The following is a 13,054-nucleotide window of genomic DNA, read 5'->3' on the forward strand; positions in this document are numbered from 1 at the left end:
TGGGATGAATCAAAACTGCCTTTGCTGTGGCTGGCTCCTTCGCAGTTCAGGTGCAAGGTTGCAGGAAATACAATTGTTGAAGGCGATTGCAAAATTCCGGGTGGAAGATTTGAAAAAACGACGCTTAATAAAGTGCCTTTCGACGGAAGTATTCCTGTTTCTTCGGCTACCAGCAATGCAGAAAGAATCCCGGAATTGCCGGAATATTTATCCAGACTGAAATTTGAGGATGTCATTAGTCATTTGCCTGCAGATTGTATAATGAATAATGCCCAGCCTTTTGATGGATACAGGTCATTTGCGGAACCTTGTCTGGTAACATATTTTTCTGGCAACACTCTTATTGAGGAAGGAAATATTTCCGGAAATCAAATTCTGATTTGCGATGGAACTCTGGCTCTTTCAGAAAATGTTCATCTGAAAGATGTTATTATAATTGCTCAGAGCGTTCTTTTTGAAAATAATTTTAAAGGATCGTTGCAGTCGTTTGCCCGCGACAGCATTATCACCGGCGAAAAATGTAGTTTTAGTTTTCCAAGTTCTTTTGTGATTTTTTCAGAGAACAATGATAATGCTCCAGCTAAAATTTCGCTGGGAGCAGATAGTGATTTTTCGGGTACAATTCTATGCTGGAGCATTCGTCCGACCATTCGTAATCATTTTCTAACTGAACTTTCCTCAAACACTCATATCATAGGAAACATTTTTTGCAACGGATATACTGAAATTAGTGGGGTTGTCGAAGGACATGTTGTCACGCGAAGCACGTTGCTCCACCTGGCCGGAGGCACACACGAAAACACACTATACAACTGCAGTATTATCGAAAGCGAGGATCCTAAAAACCTGTCCGGTCTAAATTTATTTATGGATTCGAAAAAAATGAAAACAGTGAAATTGTTGAAATGAAAAAAGTTGCCGGAACTACATTGATTGAATCATTGGTTGCAACTGTCATTATTATGACCGTTGTCGGTATATCGTCAATGATCATTGCAGGTTCGTTCCGATCACACACGAATCTGCCCCGGCTTCAAGCCATCAGTGTCTCCGACAGCCTCTGCGAAAGTATAATCAGTGAAGGCTCTTTCTCTGACAGAGAGTTTAGCAAAAACGGATTGAGGTATTCTGTTACATTCTCAGTGTTTCCTTCAGCAAAAAACATTTTGGTAATGACGGTTGATGCAAAAAACAACCTTGATCAGAATATAGGTTCCTTTCATTACTTAATTCCGGATTACTGATGAAAAACAAAGTTGCCGGATTTACAATTGCTGAGCTGCTCACTGCCATGATCATTTCCGGCATTCTCATCGCCGGTGCCTACAATGCTTTTCTTGCTTTTCGGCGGCAGTTCATTACTATATCTGAATCATCCGTCCAGACAACTTCGTTTTTTACGCTCTATAATTACGCCGATGATCAGTTCTGGGCGTCGGATTCTGTTTTGTACTCGTGTTGTGACACTTTATTGTTTTATTCAAATGACACTGTTTCTTCTACGCTGTGCTGTGACACCGTCGGAATAATTCTACTGCTGCCTTCGGCACGAGATACATTCAGAATGGATGATCCGGAATTTGTTCCACATTCTTACTCGGAAACACAACAATCACGATTTAAAATTCATTCCGCTGCCATTCGCGGAAAAATTGACAAGGATGAAGTGATGATTTGGATCGGATGGTGAGAAAATTGACACACTTTTTTGAATACTCCCAAAGATCGATAAGCAATTCTTCAATTGTGTTTTAGAAAAATCCAACTTTTCTTCTGAAAAAACACTTTGATGAAAAATATTTCTGAATTCGCGAACAATTCGCCATAATTTATATCGAATATTTTTGGAATCATTCAGAATTCGCCACAAAACATTCAATTTCAAAACAATTTTCGCCAGAAATTTTCAGGAATTACCAAAAATCGCCCAAAAATCGCCTCAAAATCGCCCGAATTTACCCAAAATTGCCCGATTTTCGTCCATTTTCGTCCGAAATTGTCTGAAATTGCCCGAATTTTGACCATTTTCTACCGGAATTGCCTGAAAATTGCCCGGGATTGCCTGGGATTGTTAAATCAAATCAAAAATATTCCGAAATTTAAATCGGGATTCTCTAAAAATCCGATTTGGAATCGATTTAGACTGTTTTTGGAAATGAAGAGTTTCGATATTTATGTTTATCTGGCTTTTAGGTGTTTTTTGATGTGATTTTCCAGAACTTATCAATAGGCTAGGGGATACTAGCGTTGATTTCTTACCAGGATGGTCTTCAATCGAAACAAATAATGAAGATTTGGATCCAAGTTTATTTCACCTGAAATTATCGTAGAAGGAAAGTAATTCCGCACATCAAAATGTAATCTTACTTACTGAGAATAGCTTATTAAATGAAAGAATCATATCTCTTATTTATAGGATACTTTTTTAAACATCACTCAGATAGAATAATACCGTTTTCATGCTGATTCTAGATTGGACATGTTCGGTTTTTTACAATTCGAAAATCTGAAGCCATATTGTTGAAATACGAGCTATTACTTATGGTATTCTTAATTGTCGGGATGAAGGAAATGGAGTCATTTTTATTCGAACCCCCGGTCCCAAAATTTCATTATTCCATAAATAGTTGTATATTTGCATTATAATGAAATCGTTCTTTAGACATCGTGAAGTGAAGTTTTTCAGCTGGTTTTTTCGTTGGACTGCATTTTAGAACATCAGAATAATAAGATTCAGAGGGCACTCCGTGCATTATTTCAAGGAGCCTCCCTCTCCGCAACCTTTCATAAAAAGCCCTGCCACGCAGGGCTTTTTCCATTAATGGCGTATGCCGCGCAAACTTGTTTGCAAGCGGCATACGCCATTAATGGAAACCTCTTTTGGAACAAAAGAGGTTTATGAAAGGTTGACGCCCCCCCAAACGGGATCACGGCGGAGCGAAGCGGAGCCGTAATCCTGCATCACTGCAGCCATGATGTATTTGCGTGAGGCTGCAGTGAAGCAGCAATACCGCTTTCGTATGCCGCGCAAACTTGTTTGCAAGCGGCATACGCCATTAATGGAAACCTCTTTTGGAACAAAAGAGGTTTATGAAAGGTTGACCCACCCCCAAACGGGATCACGGCGGAGCGCAGCGGAGCCGTAATCCCGCATCACTGCAGCCATACTGTATTTGCGATGAGGCTGCAGAGGAGCCGTAGTCGAGTTTTCCTATGCCGCGCAAACTTGTTTGCATGCGGCATACGCCATTAATGGAAACCTCTTTTGGAACAAAAGAGGTTTATGAAAGGTTGACGCCCCCCCAAACGGGATCACGGCGGAGCGAAGCGGAGCCGTAATCCTGCATCACTGCAGCCATGATGTATTTGCGTGAGGCTGCAGTGAAGCCGCACATTTTCAAATTTGCACACTATCACATTTTCAAATCAAGGCATCAGCAAATTAGCAAATCAGCACATTAAATCGTACTTTTGCACCCGAAATGGGAAGAATAATGGCCATCGATTACGGTTCGAAACGCTGTGGTATCGCAGTGACGGATGAATTACGCCTGATCGCGTCGCCACTCGAAACGGTTCCAGCAACGGGTTTGCTTGAGTTTCTGAAAAAGTATTGCGCACAAAACAAAGTCGACATTCTTGTTTTCGGAAAGCCAACCGATATGTCGGGAAAGCCGTCGGACAGCGAAAAGCAGATCACTCCATTTATTAATCAGCTCAAAAAGGCTATGCCCGACATGCAGATTGATCGCTGGGATGAACGTTTTACGAGCAAAATGGCGTTGCAGGCTATGATTGATGCCGGCTCGAAAAAATCGGACCGCCGCGAGAAAGGAAATATCGATAAAGTGAGCGCTGCTATTATTCTTCAGGATTATCTGACCTATAAAAAACTGTAGTTATGTTGTTGCCGATTGTTGCATACGGACACCCGACGCTGCGGAAGCGTTCCGAAGATATCACCCCGGATTACCCCGATCTGGAAAAATTCATGGCAGATCTTACTGAGACCATGTATGTTGCCGATGGAGTTGGTCTGGCCGCTCCACAGGTGAATCGAAATATCCGGATGTTTGTTGTCGATTGCAATCCTTTTAAAGAAAAATATCCTGAAGCTTCAGGCGTGAAGGGCATTTTTATCAACCCTGTGATGCTCGATGAAACGGGCGAAAGCTGGTTCTACAATGAGGGTTGTTTGAGTGTCCCTGGCATTCATGAAGATGTCTCAAGAAAAAAAACGATTAAGATCAGGTATCTGGACGAAAAATGGGTGGAACATACAAAGACCTACACAGGCATCGTTGCTCGCGTCATTCAGCACGAATACGACCATTTGGAAGGGAAAGTATTCACCGATCATTTGTCGCCCATGCGTAAGTTATTATTGAAAGGGAAACTCAACGATATCTCTTGTGGAAATGTTGATGTTGATTACAAAATGATTTTTCCGGCTAAAACAAAGAAACGATAATGAAAAACAAAATTCTGATTATTTTCCTGATTGCGCTCTCTGCCTGTTCTGGAGGCCGTCAGAACCGTCTTGACGAAATCAAAGAGAAAGAAGCTATTCTGACAAAGTCGTACGAAGAGGTTTTCGACAGATCGACAGCTGAATCACTCAGGCAGGATTATCTTGATTTTGCTGACCAATATCCCGAAGACAGCCTTGCTCCAAAGTTTTTGCATAAAGCAGCCGAACTTTCTCTTGCTATTGAAATGCCTAAGGATGCTGTAAGTACACTCGATACGCTGATTTCAAGGTATCCGGATTATGCATTTCTGCCCGATGCTTTGTTTTTCAAAGGATTCATACTCGAAAACCACATAAAGGATATTCCTGCGGCAAAAAAGGCCTATGTTGATTTTCTAAAACGCTTCCCAAATCACGAACTGGCCATTCAGGTTTCGCAAACCATTGAGAATCTTGGAAAATCACCCGAGGAACTGGTGAAGGAATTCATGGCTCGTACCGATCAACCCGATTCAACCGCTTCGGATTCAGTCAATTAAAAATATTTGATCATTTATTTGGTCGTTTCAAAAAAAAATCGGACTTTTGCAGTCCCAAAAAAAGTATCGCTATGTCACGTGTATGCCAATTAACAGGAAAATCGAGAATGTCGGGAAACCATGTTTCTCACTCCAATATTAAAACCAAACGTAGATTCTATCCTAATCTGCAGACTAAGAGATTTTTTCTTCCGGAAGAAAATCAGTGGATTACGTTGAAGCTTTCTACCTCAGCATTGCGTACAATCGACAAAAAAGGTATTACCGCTGTGATGAAAGAACTCATTGCAAACGGATATATCAAATAAATGAATTTTACTTTGTACATTTGAAGCTGCTTTCGGCAGCTTTTTTTGTTTCCGGTACTGCTGCATACTAAAGCCTGATGTAATCCGTTATTAACCCTGCATGAGCCGAATTCTGATTTTTCTACTGATTGCCACTTTGTTTTCTGCAGCTTCTCTCAAAGCTCAGGACACTGAAACAAACAATCTTGTGCAGTTTTCCGGGGTGGTTGTTTCGGCAGACAGTCTTAAGCCCCTTCCATTCACTCATATAATTATTAAAAACTCCCATCGCGGCACCATGGCCGATTTTTTCGGTTTTTTCTCCTTTGTTGCTGAAAAGGGTGATATTATTGAATTCACTTCGGTAGGATATAAAAAATCATTCTACAAAATCCCTGACTCCTTGTCTGGTAGCCGATACTCACTCATTCAAATGATGCAAACCGACACGCTTTTGCTCACCGAAACCGTGATTTATCCGTGGCCAACACCCGATCAGTTCAAGCAGGCTTTCCTGCAAACCAGACCTCCGGAGGATGATTATGACCGGGCTTTGAAAAACCTGACACTGGCTGAATTGAAAGAGAGAGCTGCCGAAATGCCCTCTTCAGGCAGCATGAATTTCAAAAATCAAATCGATCTTACTACCAGCCGCTTGTATTATGCGGGCCAGCTGCCACCTAATAATCTGCTTAACCCGCTTGCCTGGTCTCAGTTTATCAAAGCGTGGAAAAATGGAGATTTCAAACGTAAGGACTCTCGCGATAACGATTATTTTTACAATGAGCCGCTTAAGTAAATCACATTTTTCGTTTGTTTTTGTAATAGTCCTGGCTCTTGGACTCATTGCTCCTGTACTCTCAGTGGCTCAAAACACTGCGGTGGTTTATGGCAAAGTATCCGACGAAAAAGGCCGGCCGCTGGAATTGGTCAATATTTCTATTATGGGCGTGCCCGGTGGCACTTCTTCTGATGCCGGTGGTAAATATCAACTAACCATTCCTGCAGGTAAGGATGTGATTGTAGCTTTTTCAATCCTGAGCTATTCGGTCGAGTTCGATACCGTACAACTGGCTCCGGGTCAGCGTTTAGAACTCAATGTCGCTCTCACCGATAAAGCCACGATTCTTAGACCAATTGATGTTACCGCGCATTACGACATGGCGGGGGGCATCATTCGTCTCGATCCCCGTACTTCAGCACTTCTTCCCACCTATGGTGGAATCGAAACCTTGGTTAAACTGATCGGAATGGGCGTTTCCTCCGGAAATGAATTGTCTTCAACTTATTCAGTTCGTGGTGGAAATTTTGATGAAAATATTGTCTACGCCAATGATATTGAGATTTACCGTCCATTCCTTGTCCGAAGCGGGCAGCAGGAAGGACTCAGTTTTCTCAATTCAAGTCTGGTGAATTCCGTTTCATTCTCCTCGGGCGGATTTGAGGCCCGCTATGGCGACAAAATGTCCTCGGTGCTTGATGTTCAATACAAACGTCCTGATTCGCTCCGCGGCGACGCTCACGTGAGTCTACTCGGTGCCAATATTCATATAGAAGGAAAAGGTCCCAAAGGACTCATGACTTTTCTTTCCGGCTTTCGGTACAAAAGCACGCAATATGTTCTGAATGCCATGGAAACCAAAGGCGATTACAAGCCTTCCTTTCTCGACTGGCAGAATTATTTCACCTGGCAATTATCTGAAACTTCGGAACTCAGCATTCTGGGATACATGAGCTCAAACCGATACAATCTGATTCCCGAAACCCGCGAAACCACCTATGGAACGGTTAATCAGGCATATCGTCTCACCATCTATTTTGATGGAATGGAGTCGGATCGTTTTACTACATTTCTGGGTGGCGCGCGTTTTCAGCATTATCCAAACAAAGATCTGCTGCTGAAATACATCGTTTCAGGTTATTCATCGCTCGAAGATGAAACTTACGACATCCAGGGACAGTATTGGATCGGGCTTTTGGAATCGGACATGGGCAGCGACCAGTTTGGCGAAGTGGCAGAGAATATGGGTGTAGGCACATTTCTCGACCATGCCAGAAATTATCTTGATGTAAACGTTTTTTCAGCCGAACACAAAGGAATGCTGGAGAAAGAAAAGTTTTATCTGCAGTGGGGAGCCAAAGCGCAGCATGAGAGAATTTATGATGAGATTTTGCAATGGAATTATATTGATTCATCAGGATATTCACTGCCTCATTTATCAGATTCTGTTGGCTACACCGGCCCGCAGCCCTATCAGAATCTTACCATGAATGATTTGCTGATTTCAAACCTGCAGCTAACGTCCATGCGCTATTCCGGCTACATTCAAAATGGCTGGGAGTGGAATATCGACAGCGTCAGATACAATGTGATTGCTGGTGTCCGCAGTTCATTCTGGGATGTGAATCAGCAACTGATTGTGAGTCCTCGGGCTGCTTTCAGCATGAAGCCAAACTGGGACCGAAGTTATCTATTCCGTTTTGCAACCGGCATGTATCAGCAACCGCCCTTCTACCGAGAGCTGCGCGATATGCGCGGAAATCTTCATACCGATGTGAAGGCACAGCAATCCATCCATTTTGTTGCTGGATTTGAGCACACAGATTCGCTGTGGGATCGCCCCTTCAGGGTTGTAGGCGAGGTCTATTATAAAGCGCTGAGCAACATGATTCCTTATGTAATCGACAATGTACGTATTCGCTACTTGCCTGAATACCGCTCGCATGGCTACGCTACAGGAATCGACCTGAAAATGAACGGTCAATTTGTTGCCGATGCTGAGTCTTGGGTTAGTATCAGCATCATGCAGACCCGCGAAGATATTGAAGGTGACTTCTATCATATATTTCTGAATTCAGAAGGCGATACTATAAACTCCGCTTCCATCAACAATGTTGCTGTTGACAGCATTCGCATTGAGCCTGGGTTTATTCCGCGTCCTGCCGATCAGCGGGTGAATGTCAGTCTTTTCTTTCAGGATTATTTACCCAACAATCCGAGCTACAAAATGCATTTGAGTCTTGTTTTTGGCACCGGACTTCCGTTTGGGCCACCCGACAGCGACAAATACAAACAGACTTTACGCATGCCGCCCTACAGGCGCGTTGACATCGGTTTTTCAAAACAACTGGCTGGGTATCATAATCCCGATAAGCCCGCAAAAGCAGCGCGCAACCTGAAATTTATCCGTAACGCATGGATCAGTCTCGAAGTTTTCAATCTGCTGAATATTAATAATACCGTTTCGTACATCTGGGTCACCGATGTCGAAAACAACCGATACGCTGTTCCAAATTATCTTACAAAAAGGCAATTGAATCTCAAGCTGCTGGTGGAGTTCTGAGCATTCAGCTGAAACGGATGTTAGATGCTTTGCTTTTTGTTCTTTTACGAAATCTCCATTTTCTTCATTAACCACTTTCCTGTCAGGACAGACTCTATCCAACAATCACTTCCCGGGATTGATTCAATCACCATTTCGAAGTCCCCCGAAAAACAATCCGATAACGAATTATATACTCCCGTATATACTATTTCCGGATGTTCTTTCGTCCTGTCTATAACTAATTCACCATTCTCGTCAATATAGTAAGAGAAAGGATATTGTTTAGTAAAACTAATTAACTCTTCATTCCAGAATCCAGAAATGATAATAGGTTCAACAAGTTGTTCGGACATCTCTCTTTCTATGCATTTTCCGACAAATGTTCCGTTTTCAGCTATAAGGTCAAGGATGAATTCGAATGTTTTTCCTTCATCGGATTCATATTCAGGGCCAAGTGTATATTCCCCTTCCCATTTTCCTGTCAGCGATTTCAATTTATTCATGGTAATTCAAGTAATATAGAACGTTATCCGTTAATAAGCTCATTAACAATGTGTATCATAAAAGTAATGAGATTGCTACAACACTTCTTATTTGATAATTTATCCTAAGCTCCCTGTCTTTAATAGATGGTAAAGTTTTTTTTTCAAAGTTTAATTTTGGGTAGAAACACAATTAGTCCGATTATAAACGCTGTCATTGCGCTTATAAGCACGGCGGCAGCAGATAAATCTTTAATTTTTTTAATTTTCTCATTTTTATCGGTTGTCAAATAATCTGCAATATTTTCAATGGCTGTGTTAATTATTTCAGCTGTTATTACCAACCCAATTGAAAGGATTATGGCAATCCATTCATAAGTATTTACATCAAATATTATTGCTGCTGTTAGTACAATGATTGTCGCAAATAAATGTATTCTCGAATTATGTTCTTCTTTGAATAAAATTCTTAGACCATTAAATGCAAATACAAAACTCTTTATCCTTTTTGCTATTGAAAATCTTTTTTCTTCCATTTAGTTATGTTGTCAGGTTGTCAAACATAATACTTTTTGTTGTCATTTAGCCCTTCCCATACAGCCCCAGCATCCGCCCAACAAATATAGCAATAACGCCTCTCCATTTTCAAATTTTCAAATCAGCAAAAAACAACTTCTCTCGTATTCTCACATATGCGAAGCATCACATCGCCGACTGTGTCATCACGTGAAACGTGACAAGCTGTTTTACGTGAAGGCGCACATTTCCACATAATTTCATTTCATCCCTTGTTCGGTGTTCCTTATTCGATTTTCAAATCGCACATCACTTCAAAAATCACATATCTCAAATCTTATATCGAAAATCCTTATTCTTCTTTCTTAAAAATATTCCCAATCTCTTTTCCGATTTTCTGAACAGCTTCGAGACCAATATTCAGCGGCTCATGCGTGATATCACCATAGCTGTCAATAATACTACGGCTGCTGATTTGTTTTGGGTAGAAGAGAATGCGGGTGTTGCGCGAAAAATATTTTTCAAGCTTTGCCGGAATAGATTCCAGCTGTTGATTAAAAGAGAACGATCCCTTCCTGGAACCAATAAATAGAACTATGTCATCTTCGCGGATAAAGCGCGATAAAATGAGAAAATCATCCCAGTTCTCAAATGGTCGTAACTCGTTTGAAACGTGATTTTTCAGCAAGATTAGCGCGTTTGCAATGGCACCTCGCGTAGTTCCGTTTGAAAAGAAGACCATCTCAATTTTTAATTCACTGGCAAGCTGAATTGTTTTCCCCATCCAGAAGCCAAAATCGCTTTCCTTTTCACTGTAGGGTGGAGCAATAATTATTAGTCTTTTATAGGAGGACGCTGGCTTATTTATATGACAGATGAAAACCGTTTTTTCGATTTGCTCCAGAATGTTTTCAAGACGAATGTCTGATTTTCTGTCAGACAGGATCCCGCTGTCAGGCCATGGAAACACGATGGTTTCAGCCATAATTTCTCGCGACTTCCTGACAATTCCACTTAAAAAATGATGATCAATTGTTACAGCTATATTCAGTCTTGTTTCCGTGGCAGCTGCATATTTTACACATACTTCAAGATCTTGCCGGACCTTGATAATGCGACTTTCAGAATCTTCATCGTTGGGCACCACCGCAAGCAAAGAAACTGGATGAACAGATTTTTTATCTTTTATCAGTGCAACAAAATCAATGAGTTTTTCCATTTTTTGAATGGATGTAACAGGAATCAGGATATGCTCTGAATGCCGTCCGTTTTCTGCTTTTAAAGGCTGATCACCGGTTTCGAGAATGATTTTTTTAGAAGCACGTTCAGTCACAAACGATGAAACAACACAGGTTATTAAAATCAAAATAATGATCCCATTCAAAATAGTGTCATCAACGAGCCCTGCCTCTTTTCCTACAAGTGCTACAGCCAGAATGGCCGCTGCATGAGCACTGCTGAGCCCAAAAATCAGTCTGCGCTGTGCCCGGCTGAATTTGAAAATCACCTGTGTCAGAAATGCTGCAACCCATTTGCCTGTAATGGCTACAATTGAAAGCACAACTGCAATTACAATTGCGGTATATCCAGAGAACAGAACGCTTACATTCACCAGCATTCCTACCGATATAAGAAAAAACGGAATAAACAATGAGTTCCCGATGAATTCAATCCTGTTCATCAAACTTGATGATGGCGGTATGAGCTTATTTAGCGACAGTCCGGCTGCAAATGCACCGATGATTGGTTCAAGCCCTGCTGCTTCTGCAAGAAATGCCGCAAAAAAGACAACTGCTAATACAAAAATATAATGCGAGTATTTTTCACTCTCCAGTTTTCTGAAAAACCATTTGGCAATGAGCGGTACAACCAGCATCATGAAAAGGGTAAACAAAGTAATCGAAATCCCCAACTGCATCCAGAAATCACTCCCGGTATTGCCTTCTCCGGCTCCTGTCAACACAGCCAGGGCAATCAGAACTCCTGTATCTGTTAAAATTGTCCCGCCAACAGTAACCGCCACTGCTCTGTTTTTGGCCAAGCCAAGTTTACTTACAATTGGATATGCGACCAGCGTGTGTGTTGCAAACATACTTGAAATCAGCATCGAAGGGAGCAAGTCATAGTCAAACCAAAAGTAGATCACCGGAAACCCTATTGCGATGGGGATTACAAATGTGAAAACTCCAAATAGAATACTCTTGAACCGATTTGACTTGAATTCGTTAAGATCGAGCTCCAGTCCCGCAATAAACATGATATACAAAAGTCCGATGGTAGAAAACAGATCAACAGCCGAGCTTTTTTCTAAAATATTGAGACCATAAGGCCCGATGATTACACCGGATATAATAAGACCGATTATACTGGGGATATTGAGCTTGCGTAGTAATATCGGCGCCAGCAGAATAATGGCCAGAATCAACGAGAAAATCAGCACCGGATTTTGGAGCGGAATATGAAAACCGGATGTTAGTTGGTGGATAATTCTGTCCATGTTTGAATGACTGGGAAAAGGTTTTGCTTTTATACGCAAATTATGCGTAAAAGTATACATTATTCGAAAAATTTTGACTATTAGAATATAATCATTATATTTGCCGAAAATCACATCAATGAATCCGTATTTTGCATCCAACCTGAAATTTCTGCGCAAAAGAAAGAACCTGACTCAGGACGAGTTGGCCATTGCGCTCGACATGAAACGTTCGACGCTCAGTGGATACGAAAATCAAGTGGCAGAGCCAAGTCTCGACGATATTGTGCGCTTCGCTTCCTTTTTTCATATCTCTATCGACAGCTTGCTGACAACAGATTTCAGCATTGTTAGCGAGTTTCAGATACGTCAGATGGAAATGGGCTCTGATCCTTATGTGCGCGGCAGCAACCTCCGGGTGTTGGCCACTACAGTTGATGCAGGAAACAATGAAAACATCGAGCTGGTGGAAGAAAAAGCCAAAGCCGGCTACAAATCAGGGTTTGCCGATCCCGAATACATCAAGGTTTTACCAACTTTCTCACTGCCGTTTCTGAGCGCCAGCAAAAAATACAGAACATTTCAGATCAGTGGCGACAGTATGCTGCCAATCCCGGATAAAGCTTTTGTCACCGGCGAATTTATTCAGAACTGGAATCTGATCCGCGACCGGCAGGCATACATCGTACTAACACTCGATGATGGTATCGTTTTTAAAGTGGTCGAAAACCGCATCAAAGCTGAAGGCAAGCTGGTTATGTACTCCCTCAACCCAATGTATCAGCCCTACGAACTGAATGTGGCTGAGATAAAAGAAGTCTGGAAATTTGTGCATTATATCAGTCCTGAACTTCCTGAACCAGTTCTGCCACGCAATGAATTACAAAGCACAGTTGCAGAGATGAAGCGCGATCTCGACAAGATAAAACGGCAACTTGGATCAGGTCGTCAATAACC

The 13,054-nt window shown here is 41.7% G+C and carries 14 protein-coding genes and 1 pseudogene; 11 read left to right on the forward strand and 4 right to left on the reverse strand.

The features are described 5' to 3' along the window. The 4 genes and pseudogenes from A2W93_12270 to A2W93_12285 all read left to right on the forward strand — a co-directional run bounded on the left by A2W93_12270 (position 1) and on the right by A2W93_12285 (position 2,209). Positions 1-909: pseudogene (locus A2W93_12270) on the forward strand (hypothetical protein). Continuing rightward, positions 906-1,244: a hypothetical protein gene (locus A2W93_12275; GenBank protein OFY56443.1), complete on the forward strand. Its 339-nt coding sequence runs from the start codon at positions 906-908 to the stop codon at positions 1,242-1,244. Before A2W93_12270 ends, A2W93_12275 begins: the two are co-directional and overlap by 4 nt. Further along, positions 1,244-1,690: a hypothetical protein gene (locus A2W93_12280; protein OFY56444.1), complete on the forward strand. Its 447-nt coding sequence runs from the start codon at positions 1,244-1,246 to the stop codon at positions 1,688-1,690. The genes A2W93_12275 and A2W93_12280 overlap by 1 nt, the downstream gene beginning before the upstream one ends. A 327-nt stretch (positions 1,691-2,017) precedes the next feature. Beyond that, entirely contained in the window at positions 2,018-2,209 is a 192-nt protein-coding gene (locus A2W93_12285) for a hypothetical protein (GenBank protein ID OFY56445.1), read from the forward strand. Between the two features lie 403 nt (positions 2,210-2,612). On the opposite strand, the gene A2W93_12290 is transcribed toward A2W93_12285, so the two are convergent. Beyond that, entirely contained in the window at positions 2,613-2,858 is a 246-nt protein-coding gene (locus A2W93_12290; GenBank protein OFY56446.1) for a hypothetical protein, read from the reverse strand. A 624-nt stretch (positions 2,859-3,482) separates the two neighbouring features. Here A2W93_12290 and A2W93_12295 point away from each other — a divergent pair. From A2W93_12295 to A2W93_12320, 6 genes are all read left to right on the forward strand, one after another. Then, positions 3,483-3,899: a Holliday junction DNA helicase RuvA gene (locus A2W93_12295; GenBank protein ID OFY56447.1), complete on the forward strand. Its 417-nt coding sequence runs from the start codon at positions 3,483-3,485 to the stop codon at positions 3,897-3,899. Positions 3,900-3,901: 2 nt separating this feature from the next. Next, the gene (locus tag A2W93_12300; GenBank protein OFY56448.1) at positions 3,902-4,471 is read left to right on the forward strand and encodes a peptide deformylase; all 570 of its coding nucleotides are present in this window, start codon (positions 3,902-3,904) and stop codon (positions 4,469-4,471) included. Next, a complete protein-coding gene (locus A2W93_12305) occupies positions 4,471-5,010 on the forward strand; it encodes a hypothetical protein (GenBank protein ID OFY56449.1) in 540 nt (179 codons plus the stop codon). Before A2W93_12300 ends, A2W93_12305 begins: the two co-directional genes overlap by 1 nt. A 71-nt stretch (positions 5,011-5,081) precedes the next feature. Further along, on the forward strand, positions 5,082-5,318 hold the full coding sequence (locus A2W93_12310; GenBank protein OFY56450.1) for a 50S ribosomal protein L28: 237 nt from the start codon (positions 5,082-5,084) through the stop codon (positions 5,316-5,318). A gap of 100 nt (positions 5,319-5,418) precedes the next feature. Further along, on the forward strand, positions 5,419-6,096 hold the full coding sequence (locus tag A2W93_12315) for a hypothetical protein (GenBank protein ID OFY56451.1): 678 nt from the start codon (positions 5,419-5,421) through the stop codon (positions 6,094-6,096). After that, positions 6,080-8,641, forward strand: coding sequence for a hypothetical protein (locus A2W93_12320; protein OFY56452.1), 2,562 nt, complete (start codon positions 6,080-6,082; stop codon positions 8,639-8,641). The genes A2W93_12315 and A2W93_12320 overlap by 17 nt, the downstream gene beginning before the upstream one ends. Positions 8,642-8,685: 44 nt before the next feature. Here the strand turns inward: A2W93_12320 and A2W93_12325 are convergent, their stop codons facing one another. From A2W93_12325 to A2W93_12335, 3 genes are all read right to left on the reverse strand, one after another. Then, positions 8,686-9,126: a hypothetical protein gene (locus tag A2W93_12325; protein OFY56453.1), complete on the reverse strand. Its 441-nt coding sequence runs from the start codon at positions 9,124-9,126 to the stop codon at positions 8,686-8,688. Between the two features lie 143 nt (positions 9,127-9,269). Then, positions 9,270-9,641, reverse strand: a complete 372-nt coding sequence (locus tag A2W93_12330; protein ID OFY56454.1) for a diacylglycerol kinase — start codon at positions 9,639-9,641, stop codon at positions 9,270-9,272. Between the two features lie 332 nt (positions 9,642-9,973). Continuing rightward, on the reverse strand, positions 9,974-12,118 hold the full coding sequence (locus tag A2W93_12335; GenBank protein ID OFY56490.1) for a sodium:proton antiporter: 2,145 nt from the start codon (positions 12,116-12,118) through the stop codon (positions 9,974-9,976). A gap of 118 nt (positions 12,119-12,236) precedes the next feature. Between A2W93_12335 and A2W93_12340 the strand changes: the two genes are divergently transcribed. Then, a complete protein-coding gene (locus A2W93_12340) occupies positions 12,237-13,052 on the forward strand; it encodes a DNA-binding protein (GenBank protein OFY56455.1) in 816 nt (271 codons plus the stop codon). Positions 13,053-13,054: the final 2 nt, after the last annotated feature.

The sequence above is a fragment of the Bacteroidetes bacterium GWF2_43_63 genome (genome assembly GCA_001769275.1).
In the GTDB taxonomy this organism is placed as follows: domain Bacteria; phylum Bacteroidota; class Bacteroidia; order Bacteroidales; family DTU049; genus GWF2-43-63.

Bases quoted from the DNA above. Each gene is read 5' to 3' on its own strand.
- A2W93_12340 (OFY56455.1), top strand. From the start codon at position 12,237: ATGAATCCGTATTTTGCATCCAACCTGAAATTTCTGCGCAAAAGAAAG.
- A2W93_12290 (OFY56446.1), bottom strand. From the start codon at position 2,858: ATGCCGCTTGCAAACAAGTTTGCGCGGCATACGCCATTAATGGAAAAA.
- A2W93_12275 (OFY56443.1), top strand. From the start codon at position 906: ATGAAAAAAGTTGCCGGAACTACATTGATTGAATCATTGGTTGCAACT.
- A2W93_12280 (OFY56444.1), top strand. From the start codon at position 1,244: ATGAAAAACAAAGTTGCCGGATTTACAATTGCTGAGCTGCTCACTGCC.
- A2W93_12335 (OFY56490.1), bottom strand. From the start codon at position 12,118: ATGGACAGAATTATCCACCAACTAACATCCGGTTTTCATATTCCGCTC.
- A2W93_12300 (OFY56448.1), top strand. From the start codon at position 3,902: ATGTTGTTGCCGATTGTTGCATACGGACACCCGACGCTGCGGAAGCGT.
- A2W93_12305 (OFY56449.1), top strand. From the start codon at position 4,471: ATGAAAAACAAAATTCTGATTATTTTCCTGATTGCGCTCTCTGCCTGT.
- A2W93_12310 (OFY56450.1), top strand. From the start codon at position 5,082: ATGTCACGTGTATGCCAATTAACAGGAAAATCGAGAATGTCGGGAAAC.
- A2W93_12295 (OFY56447.1), top strand. From the start codon at position 3,483: ATGGGAAGAATAATGGCCATCGATTACGGTTCGAAACGCTGTGGTATC.
- A2W93_12325 (OFY56453.1), bottom strand. From the start codon at position 9,126: ATGAATAAATTGAAATCGCTGACAGGAAAATGGGAAGGGGAATATACA.
- A2W93_12315 (OFY56451.1), top strand. From the start codon at position 5,419: ATGAGCCGAATTCTGATTTTTCTACTGATTGCCACTTTGTTTTCTGCA.
- A2W93_12320 (OFY56452.1), top strand. From the start codon at position 6,080: ATGAGCCGCTTAAGTAAATCACATTTTTCGTTTGTTTTTGTAATAGTC.
- A2W93_12330 (OFY56454.1), bottom strand. From the start codon at position 9,641: ATGGAAGAAAAAAGATTTTCAATAGCAAAAAGGATAAAGAGTTTTGTA.